This is a genomic window from Photobacterium lucens (genome assembly GCF_009873615.1).
Classification (GTDB): Bacteria; Pseudomonadota; Gammaproteobacteria; order Enterobacterales; family Vibrionaceae; genus Photobacterium; species Photobacterium lucens.
Genome location: NZ_SSMG01000417.1, coordinates 1 through 17,123, shown reverse-complemented (window position 1 = coordinate 17,123; position 17,123 = coordinate 1). Strand labels below are relative to the sequence as shown.

At 42.1% G+C, this 17,123-nt stretch carries 14 protein-coding genes; 8 read left to right on the top strand and 6 right to left on the bottom strand.

All coding sequences use genetic code 11. The features are described 5' to 3' along the window. Window positions 1-613: 613 nt before the first annotated feature. From ruvB to aspS, 5 genes are all read right to left on the bottom strand, one after another. Window positions 614-1,633 carry a Holliday junction branch migration DNA helicase RuvB gene (gene ruvB, locus E5A76_RS17110; protein ID WP_008986611.1) on the bottom strand — a complete coding sequence of 340 codons (1,020 nt, stop codon included), beginning with the start codon at window positions 1,631-1,633 and terminating at the stop codon, window positions 614-616. A gap of 26 nt (window positions 1,634-1,659) precedes the next feature. Continuing rightward, a complete protein-coding gene (ruvA, locus tag E5A76_RS17105) occupies window positions 1,660-2,283 on the bottom strand; it encodes a Holliday junction branch migration protein RuvA (RefSeq protein ID WP_053988408.1) in 624 nt (207 codons plus the stop codon). Window positions 2,284-2,466: 183 nt separating this feature from the next. After that, window positions 2,467-2,988, bottom strand: coding sequence for a crossover junction endodeoxyribonuclease RuvC (ruvC, locus tag E5A76_RS17100; RefSeq protein WP_008986609.1), 522 nt, complete (start codon window positions 2,986-2,988; stop codon window positions 2,467-2,469). A gap of 22 nt (window positions 2,989-3,010) precedes the next feature. Beyond that, window positions 3,011-3,757 (bottom strand): YebC/PmpR family DNA-binding transcriptional regulator, encoded by a 747-nt coding sequence (locus E5A76_RS17095; protein ID WP_161119667.1) that lies wholly within the window; start codon window positions 3,755-3,757, stop codon window positions 3,011-3,013. Window positions 3,758-3,964: 207 nt separating this feature from the next. Then, on the bottom strand, window positions 3,965-5,755 hold the full coding sequence (gene aspS, locus E5A76_RS17090; RefSeq protein ID WP_161119666.1) for an aspartate--tRNA ligase: 1,791 nt from the start codon (window positions 5,753-5,755) through the stop codon (window positions 3,965-3,967). Window positions 5,756-6,077: 322 nt separating this feature from the next. Between aspS and E5A76_RS17085 the strand changes: the two genes are divergently transcribed. From E5A76_RS17085 to E5A76_RS17050, 8 genes are all read left to right on the top strand, one after another. Continuing rightward, window positions 6,078-6,986, top strand: coding sequence for a DUF72 domain-containing protein (locus tag E5A76_RS17085; protein ID WP_161119665.1), 909 nt, complete (start codon window positions 6,078-6,080; stop codon window positions 6,984-6,986). Between the two features lie 215 nt (window positions 6,987-7,201). Beyond that, window positions 7,202-7,930 (top strand): carboxy-S-adenosyl-L-methionine synthase CmoA, encoded by a 729-nt coding sequence (cmoA, locus tag E5A76_RS17080; RefSeq protein WP_008986605.1) that lies wholly within the window; start codon window positions 7,202-7,204, stop codon window positions 7,928-7,930. A gap of 15 nt (window positions 7,931-7,945) precedes the next feature. Further along, window positions 7,946-8,920 carry a tRNA 5-methoxyuridine(34)/uridine 5-oxyacetic acid(34) synthase CmoB gene (cmoB, locus tag E5A76_RS17075; protein ID WP_161119664.1) on the top strand — a complete coding sequence of 325 codons (975 nt, stop codon included), beginning with the start codon at window positions 7,946-7,948 and terminating at the stop codon, window positions 8,918-8,920. An 86-nt stretch (window positions 8,921-9,006) separates the two neighbouring features. Further along, window positions 9,007-9,816 carry an ATP-dependent zinc protease family protein gene (locus E5A76_RS17070; RefSeq protein ID WP_053988412.1) on the top strand — a complete coding sequence of 270 codons (810 nt, stop codon included), beginning with the start codon at window positions 9,007-9,009 and terminating at the stop codon, window positions 9,814-9,816. A 14-nt stretch (window positions 9,817-9,830) separates the two neighbouring features. Then, entirely contained in the window at window positions 9,831-11,339 is a 1,509-nt protein-coding gene (locus tag E5A76_RS17065) for an inactive transglutaminase family protein (RefSeq protein WP_161119663.1), read from the top strand. Window positions 11,340-11,342: 3 nt separating this feature from the next. Next, window positions 11,343-12,317, top strand: a complete 975-nt coding sequence (locus E5A76_RS17060) for an alpha-L-glutamate ligase-like protein (RefSeq protein WP_161119662.1) — start codon at window positions 11,343-11,345, stop codon at window positions 12,315-12,317. 133 nt (window positions 12,318-12,450) lie between these two features. Continuing rightward, the gene (locus E5A76_RS17055) at window positions 12,451-12,957 is read left to right on the top strand and encodes a VC2046/SO_2500 family protein (protein WP_161119661.1); all 507 of its coding nucleotides are present in this window, start codon (window positions 12,451-12,453) and stop codon (window positions 12,955-12,957) included. A 223-nt stretch (window positions 12,958-13,180) separates the two neighbouring features. Next, a complete protein-coding gene (locus E5A76_RS17050) occupies window positions 13,181-13,870 on the top strand; it encodes an SDR family NAD(P)-dependent oxidoreductase (protein ID WP_161119660.1) in 690 nt (229 codons plus the stop codon). Between the two features lie 126 nt (window positions 13,871-13,996). Here E5A76_RS17050 and adhE read toward each other — a convergent pair whose 3' ends face one another. Then, the gene (adhE, locus tag E5A76_RS17045) at window positions 13,997-16,690 is read right to left on the bottom strand and encodes a bifunctional acetaldehyde-CoA/alcohol dehydrogenase (protein ID WP_161119659.1); all 2,694 of its coding nucleotides are present in this window, start codon (window positions 16,688-16,690) and stop codon (window positions 13,997-13,999) included. Between the last annotated feature and the right edge of the window lie 433 nt (window positions 16,691-17,123).

The window sequence follows — 17,123 nt, the reverse complement described above, 5'->3', positions numbered from 1 at the left end:
TTAAAGACTTAGGAATAATTTCAATGATAACAATTATATTCATACTGTCATAGTGAGACATATTCTATTCTCATTTCATTACACTCAAAGTAAGCGTATAACGACTCGGCTTATGTAGTTTAAACGCTAACTCCATAAAAAATAAGTTCATTATTGGCATACTTCATCTGTTAAGCCCTGCCACCTCCTTTCATGCATTAGAAAACATAATAGCAACCTGTACGATAAATCACTTTTACTATTATCTATACGTATTAATATCACTTCATAGTCTGTTAGGACGGTTTATTTCTTATGTAAGATCAACCTGTTAATGCCACTATTTTATTATTGGTGAGGATATAGTTATGAATAACATAATGAATAGAATTATTGCGTCATACCAAGCAAGTTTTGCCCAATTATTTAAAAGTGAAAACTATATTCATAATTTTGATGCTCATAAAAAACAATAACAATAACTTAAATAATCACTATCGATTATTTCGTAATAAGAATATTACCTAAAATAAAACCTCAAAGGCATAATCAATAACAATTAACTTACATAATCACACAACCTTTTACTTATAAAAAAAGCGAGGTATATAACCTCGCTTTTTCTCAAGTATTTTTATTTACCATTTTCAGGTAAATCGAGTCCGAAATGTAAATAGGCGCGATGTGTTGCAATACGCCCTCTTGGGGTACGTTGCAAATAACCTTGCTGAATTAAGTAAGGCTCTAGTACATCTTCAATGGTGTCTTTCTCTTCACCAATTGCAGCTGCTAGGTTATCCAGACCAACGGGCCCACCCATGAACTTTTCAATGATCGCTAACAGTAATTTACGGTCCATATAGTCAAAACCGCTGCTATCAACATCCAGCATATCTAACGCTTTATTGGCGATATCCGGGCAAATATGACCATTACCTTTAACTTCAGCATAATCTCGCACACGACGTAATAAACGGTTAGCAATACGTGGTGTACCACGAGCACGCATGGCAACTTCTAATGCACCCGCTTCTTCCATTGATAAACCTAGACAATTCGCACTACGACTCACAATGTCTTTAAGATCTTCAACTTTGTAGTATTCCAAACGCTGAGTAATACCAAAGCGATCACGCAACGGAGAAGTCAATGAGCCAGCACGTGTGGTTGCGCCAATTAAAGTAAAAGGCGGTAAATCGATTTTGATCGAGCGTGCAGCAGGACCTTCACCAATCATGATATCTAATTGGTAGTCTTCCATCGCTGGATACAGTACTTCTTCTACTTGTGGGCTTAAACGGTGGATCTCATCAATGAATAAGACGTCGTTTTCTTCAAGATTGGTCAGAAGTGCCGCTAAGTCCCCTGCTTTTTCAAGTACCGGACCTGAAGTGGTACGGATACTTACCCCCATTTCATTTGCCACAATATTAGCTAATGTGGTTTTACCTAAACCAGGAGGGCCAAAAATCAATAAGTGATCTAACGCTTCATCACGCAATTTAGCTGCTTTGATAAAGATTTCCATTTGATCACGCACATGATCCTGACCTTGATAATCATCCAACAGTTTTGGACGAATCGCGCGATCAATAATGTCATCTTCACGTGTTGTTTCGAAGTTGCCCGAAACCAGTCGATCCGCTTCAATCATAGTTTACTGTCTACTCAATACTTGGTTTATACCATTGAACGAAGTGCATCACGGATAATCGCTTCACTGCTCATTTCTGGCTGTGTCACTTGTGATACGACTTTAGCGGCAATTTGTGGCTTGTAACCCAATGCAATTAATGCGCTTACAGCTTCATCTTCAGCACGTGCTTGATTAGCTGGGTTTTGGATTGGTGCATTAGATGCTGCGGTATCAAGCGCAGGCGTAAACAGATCACCTTCACCCCACCCTTTTAAACGATCTTTCATTTCAACTACCAGACGTTCAGCGGTTTTCTTACCGACACCCGGAATTTTCACCAGTGTCGTCACATCTTCTAGCTCAACACTACGAACAAACTGGCTTGCTGTCATCGCAGATAAAATCGCTAAGCCCAATTTAGGCCCAACACCATTGGCTTTGATCACTTCACGGAAAAGCTCTCGTTCGCTTTTCTTATTAAAGCCATATAGCAGTTGTGCATCTTCACGAACAACAAAATGAGTAAAAATAATGGCTTCTTGGCCGATCTCTGGTAACTCATAAAAACAGCTCATCGGCATTTGTACTTCATAACCAATACCGCCCACTTCCAATAAAACTTCTGGTGGCTGTTTTTCAATTACTATTCCGCGTAGTCGACCAATCAAAACATTATCTCTATATTGAATTTAAACTGGCACTAGAATAGTAAAGAGCTGGATGGATATCCAGCACTTTATCACTAGAGAGCCAAGCTGATTTCGCTTTATTGTTTTGCTTCACTAAAATTCAGGTAGAAAAAAAGCAGCTCAAGGCTGCTTTTTATTTTTCCAATGAGATGATTCTATCATTTATCGATAACGACCACGGCGTGCGCCTGTGGCTTTACCTGCCATTGCCACCAGTGTTTTATGGGTATGGGCATGACAAATCGCAACGGCTAAGGCATCAGCAGCATCGGCTTGCGGTTTTCCAGCCAGCTTCAGTACTGAACACACCATGTGCTGCACTTGGGCTTTATCAGCACCACCAGTGCCTACCACCGCTTGTTTGATCAAACGTGCGGCATATTCACTAACAGGTAAATCGGCATTGACCGCCGCCACAATGGCACTGCCACGAGCCTGCCCTAACTTAATTGCTGAGCTGGCATTTTTGCCCATGAAGACTTCTTCAATGGCAAAGCAATCAGGCTGGAATTGGGTGATCACTTCAGACACCCCCGCATAGATTTGCTTTAATCGTCCGGGAATATCAGGCTCAGAAGTACGAATACAACCACTACCTAAATATTCCAATTTTCGTCCAACCTGACGAATAACCCCGTAACCGGTAATACGAGAGCCGGGGTCAATTCCTAAAATAATCGACATTTAATACAACCATAGCGAGCAATTATTCAAGTGTTGCTGCTACTTCATCTGACATGTCACCGTTATGGTAAACTTCTTGAACGTCATCGAGATCTTCTAGTGCATCAATCAAGCGCAGTAGTTTCGGTGCCGTAGTTGCATCTAATTCTGCTTTGGTCGATGGCACTAAGGTTACTTCTGCATTTTCTGCTGTAAAACCTGCCGCATCTAACGCATCTTTCACGCTACCGAAATCAGACGGTGTAGTGTAAACATCAATGGAACCATCATCGTTGGTTTCAATATCATCCGCCCCAGATTCTAGTGCGACTTCCATTACGGCATCTTCATCTAAACCAGCCGTGTATGAAATTACCCCTTTCTTATCGAAAAGGTAACTAACACTACCATCCGTACCTAGATTACCGCCAGCTTTAGAGAATGCATGACGTACACCTGAAACAGTACGATTACGGTTATCAGTTAAACACTCAACCATTACTGCCGTACCTGCAGGGCCATAACCTTCATAGATAACCGTTTCTACGCCTTCATCACCTTCACCACCAGTACCACGGGCCACTGCACGGTTAATGGTGTCACGGGTCATGTTGTTAGAAAGTGCTTTATCAATAGCGGCACGTAGACGTGGATTGTTATCAACTTCACCGCCACCTTCTTTGGCGGCTACGGTAATCTCACGAATTAACTTCGTAAAAATTTTACCGCGTTTGGCATCTTGAGCAGCTTTACGATGTTTAATATTGGCAAATTTACTGTGTCCAGCCATATTATCTCCAGTTGGAAAGTGTTGATACGTGTTACTTATATGAAAACATAAACTAAATAAGTAGTTAAAGCGAACAAAACACTTTTACCAAATGAGCAATAAGCTAAACAATCTAAATGCAGACAACAAAAAAGCCGACACTTTAGATGCTTTTCAAATGAAAGAGGCAAATAAATCGTCGGCTTTTATTAAAGCAAATTAATCAGATTATTCTGTGTCTTTTGCTTCTTCTTCTTTCTTAGCAATCTTAACCGCAATAGATAGTTCTTCTAGTGCTGCTGGATTTGCTAGGCTTGGCGCGTCAGTTAATAGACATGCTGCTGCTGTTGTTTTAGGGAACGCGATAACATCACGGATGTTGTCCGTACCACAAAGTAGCATTACAAGACGGTCAAGACCGAACGCAAGACCTGCGTGTGGTGGTGTACCGAACTTAAGCGCATCTAGTAGGAAACCAAACTTCAAGCGTTGCTCGTCTGCATCAATACCTAGGATATCGAACACAGTTGATTGCATTTCAGAGTTGTGGATACGTACAGAACCACCGCCCACTTCGTAACCGTTAATTACCATGTCGTACGCATTTGATAGCGCAGCTGCAGGGTTAGCCGCTAGCTCTTCTGGTGTTAGGTTTAGTGGTGAAGTGAATGGGTGGTGCATTGCAGATAGTGAACCATCTTCGTTCTCTTCGAACATTGGGAAATCAACAACCCAAAGTGGTTTCCATGCTGACTTGTCTGTTAGACCTAGATCTTCACCTAGTTTCAGACGAAGTGCGCCCATCGCTTCAGTTACAACACGCTTGCTGTCTGCACCGAATAGGATGATGTCGCCAGATTCTGCTTGAGTACGCTCAAGAAGATTAGCAACCACTTCTTCGTTAAGGAACTTAGCAACTGGCGATTGAACACCTTCAAAGCCTGCTGCACGATCGTTCACTTTCATCCATGCTAGGCCTTTCGCACCGTAGATACCCACGAACTTAGTGTATTCGTCGATTTGCTTACGGCTTAGCTCAGCGCCACCTGGTACACGGATAACCGCTACGCGACCTTTTTCGTCGTTTGCAGGGCCTGAGAATACTTTAAAATCTACATCTTTTAGGATGTCAGCAACATCTACTAACTCAAGTGGGTTACGTAGATCTGGCTTATCAGAACCAAAACGACGAGCGGCTTCTTCGAAAGACATGATTGGGAATGTGCCAAGATCAACATTTAGGATCTCTTTCCACATTTCAGTGATCATCTTTTCAGTCACAGCACGAACTTCTTCAGCTGTCATGAAAGACGTTTCGATATCGATCTGAGTAAATTCAGGCTGACGGTCAGCACGTAAGTCTTCATCACGGAAACACTTAACGATTTGGTAGTAACGGTCAAAACCAGACATCATTAGCAGCTGTTTAAATAGCTGTGGTGATTGTGGTAGTGCGTAGAAGTTACCTTTGTGAACACGGCTTGGTACTAGGTAGTCACGTGCACCTTCTGGTGTCGCTTTTGTTAGTACTGGTGTTTCGATATCAAGGAATGCATTGTCATCTAGGAAACGACGAACAAAGCTTGATGCTTTAGCACGTAGCTTGATGCGATCGCTCATTTCTGGACGACGAAGATCTAGGTAACGGTATTTTAGACGTTGCTCTTCAGAGTTCTTTTGGTTGAAGTCTAAAGGTAATACGTCTGAACGGTTAATGATTTCAAGGCCAGTTGCGTAGATTTCAACTTCCCCCGTTGCCATGTCTTTATTACATTGGCTTTCAGGACGCTCACGCACTTCACCCGTTAGACGAATACAAAACTCGTTACGTAATTGGTTTGCTAGTGTGAAGATCTCAGTCATATCAGGATCAATAACAACCTGAACCACACCTTCGCGATCACGCATATCAATAAAGATAAGGCCGCCTAAATCACGACGACGGTTTACCCAGCCGCATAGCTCGACTGTTTGTCCTGCAAGGGACTTGTTCAGGTGTCCACAATAATGGGTGCGCATAAGAAATTCCCAATCTATATACTTTACATTCCCGCGTTTAGGGTCGATTACGCTAAACGTCAGGCTAATTCAATCCCGACCGCTTGCTGTCTAATTTATCGTCTAAATTGGATAGCAAGAAGGCCGAGAGACAAAAATAACGAGGCATTATACCCAAAGAGCCTCAATAAGCGAAGTCATCACCACGTAATTCCTCACCAATTGATCGTGACTGTTTATTTCCCTATTTCTTTAGTCTATTTGCGCAGTAATTTCACTGTTTTCCTGCTAAATTACCTTACATTAACGTCTTACTGCTGTTTTATTAACCTTAACGAACACTATGTCTTTACCTATGCATCCACCACTGCCGCTTTATCTTGGCTTATCACAATGGTCACATAATCATTGGCTACAAAGTTTGTATGGCAAAGGCTGTAAAATTAGTGACCGCCTATCACGTTACGCCGAGGTTTTTCATACTGTGGAAGGTAATACCACCTTCTATGCTATCCCAAGTATGACAACGGTAAAAAACTGGAACGATGCCACCCCAGAATCGTTCCGCTTTACCTTTAAAATTCCCCAAACCATCACCCATCAGCAGCAACTTCGTCACAGTAATCAAAGCTTGGTGGATTTTCTTAATACCATGTCGCCCGTTGAGGAAAAAACGGGTTGCTGGATGATCCAACTTCCTGCCCGTTTTGCACCTAACGATCTGCCACTGCTTGATGCTTTTCTTGATCAATTCCCTAAACACGTCACCACAGGGGTTGAAGTGCGTCATCCGGCATTTTTCGCTAAAGGTGATGAAGAAAAAGCACTTAATAGAATGCTATTAGAAAAAGGCAGTAACAGAATCATTATGGATAGCCGCCCAGTGTTTTCAGCCACACCAAACACTGACGCAGTTATTGATGCACAAAAGAAGAAGCCTCGTGTACCTGTTCACGCCATTGCTACCGCTGATAATCCGGTGATCCGTTTTATTGGTCATCCTGATGATGCTTGTAACGATCCTTTCTTTGTCAATTGGCTACAACGTTTACCGCTGTGGATAGCGGAAGGTAAAACACCGTACTTGTTCATTCATACCCCAGATAATAATGCTGCACCTGAATCTGCTCGTCGATTATATGGCGTGTTACGTGAACATATTGCAAAAGCACAGCCGAGTTTGAGCCCTCTGCCTGAACTGGCAATGCCAAAAAATACGAAAATGGTTACGCCACAAATATCGTTACTGTGATCGTATATACCCAAGTCACTTCCTTTTATTTTCGGATTAACTAGCAGAGATTTCTTACAAAGCAACTAATCAGAAAACACTAAAGACAAATGCTGCTATTTTCTCTACAATACGCGACCTTTCAAAGGTGATGGATCGCCTGAGTATCAGCAAGGTTTGATGCTCAATACACACAAAGGATCCCTGTTCTTTATATATTATGAGGTTCGTGAGAAATGGCAGGCCACGACAATATTTTTGCTGCGCCAATTGAAAAACTGGGTGATTTCACGTTTGATGAACGTGTAGCTGAAGTTTTCCCTGATATGATCCAACGCTCGGTTCCGGGTTACAGCAATATCATTTCAGCCATTGGTATGTTAGCTGAGCGCTTTGCCAAGCCTCATTCTAAAATCTTCGATCTTGGTTGCTCTTTAGGTGCAGCCACACTATCTATGCGTCGTCATATCCAACAAGAAGGATGTGAAATATTAGCAATTGATAACTCAGCTGCTATGGTTGAACGTTGTCGCTTATTAGTTGACGCATATCGCTCTGATACACCAGTACAAGTCATTGAAGCTGATATTCGAGAGGTCGACATTGTTGATGCCTCGGTGGTGGTTTTAAACTTCACCCTGCAATTTCTTGCCCCACAAGATCGCCAAGCATTATTAGAGAAAATCTATCAAGGCTTGCGTCCTGGCGGCATTTTAATCCTCTCTGAGAAATACATTTTCGATGATGAACGTGCGAATGAATTATTGATCGATCTTCACCACGATTTTAAACGAGCGAATGGTTACAGCGAACTAGAAATCAGTCAAAAACGTAGCGCAATTGAAAACGTGATGCGTCCTGACAGTATTGAAACCCATAAAGCACGTTTCAATCAGATTGGTTTCTCTAGCTCAGAAGTATGGTTTCAATGCTTCAACTTCGGCTCAATGTTCGCGATTAAATAAGGTTTTTTGTTCCATATGTTTAGTTTTTCTGATTTTTATCAGCTTATTGCACAACACGATACGTTACGTCCATGGCTGAATACACTTCCTAAACAATTAAGTGATTGGGAAGAAAGTGAGCATGGTGATATGGGTCGTTGGATGCGTGCCCTGCAGAAGTTTCCAACCGATAAGCCAGACATCATTGATTTAAAAAATGAAGTAAGCGTGCGTAATGAAGTACCTATCGCTGACGGTGAGAAGAAACGTTTAGAAAGCCTATTACGTTTGCTTCACCCATGGCGTAAAGGTCCATACAAGATGCACGACATTCATATTAATACAGAATGGCGCTCAGATTGGAAATGGGATCGCGTATTGCCTCACATTAGCCCATTAAAAGGCCGTACTGTGCTTGATGTTGGCTGTGGTAACGGTTACCACATGTGGCGCATGTTAGGCGAAGGTGCAAAACTAACAGTGGGTATTGATCCATCAAACCTATTCTTAATCCAATTTGAAGCGATTAAGCGTCTAATGGGTAATGATGACCGTGCATTTTTACTACCATTAGGTATTGAGCAACTACCTGAACTAAAAGCGTTTGATACCGTATTTAGTATGGGTGTGCTGTACCACCGCCGTTCACCGCTAGATCACATTATTCAATTGAAAAACCAACTACGTAAAGGTGGTGAGGTTATTCTTGAAACATTAGTGATCGATGGTGATGAAAATGCGGTGTTAGTTCCGACTCACCGTTACGCTCAAATGCACAACGTTTATTTCTTCCCATCAGCAAAAGCATTAAAGGTGTGGATGGAAAAATGTGGCTTTGTTGATGTTCGTATTGTTGACGAGAATACCACGACAACTGATGAGCAAAGATCAACAGATTGGATGACAAATAATTCCCTTCCGGAATATTTAGATCCAGAAAATCCGTCAAAAACTATCGAAGGATATCCAGCACCGAAACGTGCGGTTTTAGTGGCTCGTAATCCTGACTAGTAACTGACACTGGGATGCTGTTCGCATCCCTTTTTGTAAGGTAAACTACGGTAGACATTAGAAAATAGATGCACATAGGAGATATGATGCTTCGCTTCAGCGTACCATTATTAACATTAGCAATACTGACAGGGTGTTCAACCACGCAGCCACAAGATCATCAAGAAACAATGGCGGCGATCAATAACGTAGAACAAAACATCAACACCAAATTTGATACTGTTTCTACGCGCATGGATTCACAGCAGCAATATATTGCTGAGCTAGAAAATAAATTGGCGTCTATTTCTAAAGATCTAAAATTTATTAAGCAAAAAAGCTTAGTAAAACCTAAAGTCATTGTTGAAAAACAAATTGTTCGTGTACCAGTCGAGCCTAAGATTGAAGCAAATCCAACGCAAGCGAATGGTAAAGCGATCCTAGGTCAAGAAGAGTGGGTTTGGATTGATTCAGTAAAATCTTTCTTTAAAGCTCGTGTTGATACTGGTGCAACAACATCTTCTCTTAATGCAGTTGACGTTCAAACCTTTGAGCGTGATGGCAAAGAATGGGTGCGCTTTAATCTAAGTCATGATTCTGCGATGGATACCCCAGAAGAAAAAGCGCAAAACGATAAGGCAACGCCTGAAACAATTGAAGCGCCTATTGTTCGTTGGGTTCGTATTCGTCAATCAACCTCAGAAGACGCGGTTCGTCGTCCAGTGATTGAAGCATGGATCACTCTTGGCAGCTTACACGAGAAAGCCCAATTTACCCTTGCCGACCGAACTAAGATGGACTTCCCTGTTTTATTAGGTCGTGAATTCTTTAAAGACATCGCACTTGTTGATGTTGGCAAGCAATTTGTTCAAGGAAAGACTGAGCCAAAACCTGAGCCGGTCAGCGCTAACAAATAATTGATGAGGATGTCATGACGTCTAGAGTACCTTTTTATATCCTAATTTCTCTGCTGATCATTGCAGGCTTGGGACTTAGCATGTATCGCCATGATGTTTACGGTGTGCCGTGGACGCCAGGTGAAGAACGTGCCGTATGGGAAGTGGAAGCACGAGTACAATTCGATGCGGTTGGTGATCCTGTTGAAGTGAAGATGGCAACGCCTGCAACACAGGAAGGCTTTACCCTGATTGATGAAAGTACCTCGTCACCTCCTGGTTATTCTGTAGTAATTCACAATACCAAAGAAGGTCGCCAAGCAGATTGGGCTACACGAACCGCTGTTGGTAAACAAGTGCTTTATTACAAAACTCAGCTATTAGTTGATGATCAAGCACAATACAAAGAAGTACCACCGAAAGGCGAAACTGAAACTGTAAGCTTGAGCAACCCTCAGCAAACAGCAGCGACTGCACTTTTGACACAAGCGCGTAATTTATCAGCCAATAACGCAACGTTTACCCGTGAACTTATTCGCCAGTTGCAAGATAAGCAGAATCAAAATGCGTCTGTTTTACTTGACTCAATGAGCCCACAAGAAGCGATCACGAACTTACTTTCTCTTGAAGGTATTCATTCTCGCATCGTCAGTGGTCTAACACTGGAAGATGGTCGTCGTCGACAAACCGTGATGCCGATGGTTGAAGTTTGGGATAACGATAGCTGGAAACTGTTTAACCTCACTACAGGTGAAGAAGGCAAACCTTCAGATGTGATGATCTGGAACCAACAAGGCAGCGCAATGCTGGACGTTGTTGGTGGTCGTAACTCAAATGTGACCTTCTCTATCATCGCACAAGACATCACACCACAGCGTGCAACGGAAGAGAAAATTAAAGCAGAAGATTTATTAAACTTCTCTATCCACTCGCTACCACTTGAAGAACAAGCGATGTTTAAAACCATCATGCTTGTACCAATTGGCGCATTAATTGTGGTATTCCTGCGTGTTATTGTTGGCTTGAAAACCTCAGGTACTTTCATGCCAGTACTGATCGCCGTGGCGTTTGTACAAACCCAATTAATGACAGGTATTATCGGTTTCCTACTGATTGTCGGTACAGGTTTGATCATTCGAAGTTACTTGTCGAAACTGAACTTGCTCTTAGTCTCGCGGATATCTGCGGTGATAATAACGGTAATATTGATCATTTCTATCTTCACCGTAGTGGCATTTAAGATTGGTCTTGTTGAAGGTCTAACGATTACCTTCTTCCCAATGATCATCTTGTCATGGACTATCGAACGTATGTCTATCCTATGGGAAGAAGAAGGTGCCAAAGAAGTCTTTGTACAAGGTGGTGGCTCACTACTAACAGCGATCCTTGTGTACCTTGCAATGACTAACCCTATGGTACGTCACCTAACATTTAACTTCATTGGTGTGCAGTTCATCATTCTGGCTGCCATCCTAATGCTAGGTAACTACACAGGTTATCGTTTAAGTGAACTTCGTCGTTTTAAGCCGCTGACTGAGGATTAATCGATGAATTTCTTTTCACGTTTTACTTCACCAAGCAAGTTGAAAGAACGTGGCATCATGGGGATGAACAAGCGTAATCATAGCTACATTGGTCGCTATAATGATCGCAGTCGTTATCCCCTTGTTGATGATAAATTGAAAACAAAATTTATCGCTCAACAAGCTGGTGCAACCGTTCCTGATTTGATCGGTGTTATCGATAGCCAAGGTTCAGTGAAGAACATTCATGACATGGTCAAAGATTGGCCGGGCTTTGTAATTAAGCCTGCGCAAGGCTCTGGTGGTAAAGGTATCTTGGTTATTGTTAAGCACAAAGACGGTATTTACGTAAAACCGTCTGGCGCTGAAATTAACAAGCAAGATGTTGAGCGTCATATTACCAATACCCTAGCAGGACTGTTTTCGCTTGGTGGTAAGAATGACGTTGCCATGGTCGAAAACTTGATTCAATTCGATGATGTTTTTGACGGCTTTAGCTTTGAAGGTGTGCCAGATGTACGTGTTATCGTATTTAAAGGCTACCCTGTGATGGCAATGATGCGTTGTTCAACATCAGCATCTGATGGTAAAGCAAACTTGCACCAAGGTGCTGTTGGTGTAGGTATTGATATCGCATCAGGCAAAGCAATACGTGCGGTGCAGTTTAACCAACCTATTGAACGCCACCCAGATACTGATCGCTTACTCAGTGAGCTTCAAGTACCAAACTGGGACAAGCTGCTAACCCTTGCTGCAAGTGCATGGGAAATGACAGGTTTGGGCTACATGGGTACAGACATGGTATTGGATAAAGTAAAAGGCCCAATGGTTCTTGAGCTAAACGCCCGTCCAGGTCTTGCGATTCAAATTGCCAATGGTTGTGGTTTGTTACCTCGCCTACGCCACATTGAAAGCATGGGAACCACCGCACATACCCCATCACCAGAAGAGCGTGTTGCTTATGCGGCACACCAATTTGGGGTTAAGCCTGAGTTCTAAGTAACGTTAAAAGTTTAACATTCTAAAGCCCTATCTTCGGATGGGGCTTTTTATTATTAAATTGCATAAAACATTAAAGCTTTTACTGCCTGTGTCGATATAAAGCATACTGAGAACATTTAGGCGACAGGCAATGCAATCCATTTCTTTAGACAATATGCTGATTAATGAAATCCAGCTTGGCACAGGACTCAACCATGCAGTTGAATCTGGTCGTCGTGCTGATTTCTCATTAATGTTAGCATTATTATCTTCAGAGTTAATGGAAAGCACCCCACAAGATACCGACCAAGCCCCTGTTCAATCAGAGCAGCAACTTCGCGCTTATTTTGAGTTGCCGACACCACAGCCTCTGACAACATCAGAACACTGCTATCAACGCTCTGCTGAGCAAGCAAAAGCGTTCCACGATGCCGGCATTGTTAGCACCCGTTTGCTACAAGGCCTACAACCAACAGCATTGACTTTTCCTGTGGAAAACACCAAAGGTTTACCCGAAGATATTTTCCATAATCTCTCTGTGCATGAGCGTCGTAAACTGCCGCCAGAAGAGCCTCGTCCAATTTCTGCCTCTCCGCAAAATTTGTATGCTTCGCTGATCCATGCCAAACGCACATCAGAACTTTATCACGCAGCCTAACCAGCTTTAGTACACAAAAACCGAAATATTCAACACTGTTTTCATGCTAAATGCGCATCTTCGTGAACATAGTCAAATACTAGCATATCTAATTATTCTATTGTTTATTCGTTGACTAACATAATAATTAGCTACCGATTACACATATCAGTAGTTTTCTACACTTGCAAAACAGTTATATGCAGTGTGTATCTTGGTATAAGTAATCTTGGATGATAACGCTATGCATATTAAAGAATCCGTTATAATCATTACTGCGGCAGGCTCTCCGGTTGGGAGAAGACTTGCACTGCATTTTGCCTCTCTAGGCACGGAGATCGCATTAATTGATACTGATATTGATGCGTTACACGTTACCTATAAAGACTGTATTCACTATCACCATAATGTCGAAGTTTTTCATTTACAAAACACACAGCAAGCAACAATTAAACAACTATTAACGTCTGTTTATCGAAGATTTGGACGTTTTAATATTCTGATTAACTCATGGCCAAAAAGCGCAGATATTCCAAACTTACTCGCACCTGATGCGATTACTTGTTTCACAAAGGTGATGTGTAATGGCGCAACGACTTTCTTTGCCTTTGGCAATGTGGCCGCATCATTTATGCAGCATACAAAGCTTCCAGCACTTATTATCAACCTAGCCGTTAAACAGCCACATCATCAGCCACAATTACCAGATACCTGTAAATGTGTGGTTCAGGGTTTAACGCAAAGTTGGTCAAAAGAGCTGGCGGAAAAGAATATTCGTGTCGGTGGGATCATCCCAATAAACTCACCGACGGAAGCAAGTAATGACACACAAATACACGCAGCTTTACTCGATGAGATTGTAAGTAGTATTGAATACATGATCCGTAATGAATCATTTAATGGCAGAGTGTTAGAAGCTGAATCCGCTATTTAATTCATTGCATTTAAAGGATAAAGCCCATCGCTATCCCTTTTTTAACGAATTATTTATCACAGACAAAACGCAGAAAAGAAAAAAGCCCACTAATTAGTGGGCTTTTTCGTTAAGTCTCGAAAGATATTAAGCTTTTGCTTTTTCTTTCTTAGCTTTAGCTGGTTTATCAGCTTCTTGCTCTGACTTCTTGATCACTGTAGTGCCTTCGAAAGTTTCACCTTCAACGAATGCTTTACCGTAGTAAGAAGCTAGAAGCACGTCTTTAAGCTCAGAGATTAGAGGGTAACGAGGGTTCGCACCTGTACATTGGTCATCGAACGCTTCTACAGATAGCTCATCAACCTTCGCTAGGAAGTCAGCTTCTAATACACCAGCAGCCTGAATAGACATTGGGATTTCTAGGTTTGTCTTCAGCTCATCTAACCATGCAAGTAGACGCTCAATCTTCTGAGCAGTACGATCACCAGCTTGAGTTAGACCTAGGTGATCTGCAACTTCTGCGTAACGACGACGTGCTTGTGGACGGTCGTATTGAGAGAATGCAGTCTGCTTAGTTGGGTTATCGTTAGCGTTGTAACGAACCACGTTAGAAATCAACAGTGCGTTAGCTAGACCGTGTGGTAAGTGGAACTCAGCACCTAGTTTGTGAGCCATTGAGTGACACACACCTAGGAATGCGTTCGCAAACGCGATACCAGCGATAGTTGCCGCATTGTGTACTTTCTCACGTGCGATTGGGTCGTTTGCACCATTCGCATAGCTTGAAGGTAGGTATTCTTTTAGCATCTTAAGTGCTTGAAGTGCCTGACCGTCAGAGTATTCGTTAGCAAGAACAGATACGTAAGCTTCTAGTGCGTGAGTTACTGCATCGTAACCACCAAACGCTGTTAGTGACTTAGGCATGTTCATTACAAGGTTTGCATCAACGATTGCCATTTGTGGCGTTAGTTCGTAGTCAGCTAGTGGGTACTTAGCACCAGTTTTGTCGTCAGTTACAACCGCAAATGGTGTTACTTCAGAACCTGTACCAGAAGTCGTCGTGATACATACTAGCTCAGCTTTCTGACCCATTTTAGGGAACTTGTAGATACGCTTACGGATATCCATAAAGCGCATTGCTAGTTCTTCGAAGTGCGTTTCTGGGTGCTCGTACATTACCCACATGATCTTCGCAGCATCCATTGGTGAACCACCACCTAGTGCAATGATCACGTCAGGTTGGAAGCTCTTCATTGCTTCAGCGCCTTTCTCAACAACAGATAGTGTTGGATCCGCTTCTACATCAAAGAATGTTTGAACTTCCATACCGTTAGCTTTAAGCAGGCTAACTACTTCATCAGCGTAACCGTTGTTGAATAGGAAACGGTCAGTTACTAGGAATGCACGCTTCTTACCTTCTAAATCGCTCAGTGCAATTGGAAGGCTACCACGACGGAAGTAAATTGATTTAGGTAGTTTGTGCCACAACATATTTTCAGCTCGCTTCGCTACTGTCTTCTTGTTGATAAGGTGCTTAGGACCTACGTTCTCAGAGATAGAGTTACCACCCCATGAACCACAACCTAGAGTTAGAGACGGTGCAACGTTGAAGTTGTAAAGATCACCGATACCACCGTGAGTCGTTGGGATGTTTACAAGAATACGTGCAGTTTTTAGACGGTCACCGAAGTACTTGATACGGTCAGCGTTAACGTCTTGGTTTGTATATAGACCAGATGTGTGACCGATACCACCGATTTCAACCATAGTTACCGCTTGGTCTACTGCATTTTCGAAAGATGACGCACGGAACATACCTAGTGTTGGAGATAGTTTCTCGTGTGCAAATTCGTCGTCAGCAGAAACTTGAACACCTTCACCGATAAGGATCTTAGTGTTAGCAGGTACTGTTACACCAGCCATTGCCGCAATCTTAGTTGCAGGTTGACCTACGATATCTGCGTTTAGTGCGCCGTTGATTAGTAGCACTTTACGAACTTTATCAGCTTCTTCTTTAGATAGAACGTAACCGTTGTGAGAAGCAAAACGTGCTTTCACTTCGTCGTACACTTCATCCATAACGATAACTGCTTGCTCAGAAGCACACACTACACCGTTGTCGAATGTTTTAGACATAAGTACAGATGCTACTGCACGTTTGATGTCTGCAGTTTCGTCGATAACAACTGGAACGTTACCTGCACCTACACCGATAGCTGGTTTACCTGAAGAGTAAGCCGCTTTAACCATGCCTGGACCACCAGTAGCAAGGATAAGGTTGATGTCATCGTGCTTCATTAGTGCGTTAGATAGTTCAACTGAAGGTTGATCGATCCAGCCGATGATGTCTTTTGGTGCGCCTGCAGCAACAGCAGCATCTAGTACTAGTTTTGCAGCAGCGTTAGTTGATTCTTTAGCACGTGGGTGTGGCGAGAAGATGATCGCGTTACGTGTTTTAAGAGAGATAAGAGATTTAAAGATCGCTGTAGATGTTGGGTTAGTCGTTGGTACGATACCACAGATGATACCTACAGGCTCTGCAATAGTCATGGTGCCGAACTCGTCGTTCTCTTCCAAGATACCGCATGTCTTTTCGTCTTTGTATTTGTTGTAGATAAATTCAGAAGCGAAGTGGTTTTTAATAACCTTGTCTTCGATGATACCCATGCCAGATTCAGCAACAGCTTGCTGAGCTAGAGGAATACGAGCGTTGTTAGCTGCTAGAGATGCTGCGCGGAAAATCTTATCCACTTGCTCTTGAGAGTAAGTAGCAAACTCTTTTTGAGCAGCTTTAACACGTGCAACCATTGCATCTAGTTCAGTCATATTTGTAACAGGCATAGTAGACTCCTACCTTAAGATTGAAAACTTTTTAGTAAGGATACGGCTTGATTCCTTTCATTCTTAACCCTCTCAGGTCAAGAAAACACATACTTAGTAAATTGCTTTCAAAACTGATTATATTTAGTCATATTTTAAAAAGATTTGATTTAGATCACTATTAATCCACATGTTCAATTAATGCTAAGATTTACTTAAATTGAACAAAAAACAAACTCTTATAAGTTAATGTAAGTGTTTTCATCTATATTCCACATAAACGAGATTTACATCACTTATTTCACAAGACGAAATATTACGTAATAAAAATACATTTACTAGTCCCATATTCACCCAGTTGTGATAGTTATCACTTTTTTATATGACAATTGGTCAATATTGAATCATTGGTAGATAAGCAACTTGATTAACTAGAGTAGTAGATATTTTGAAG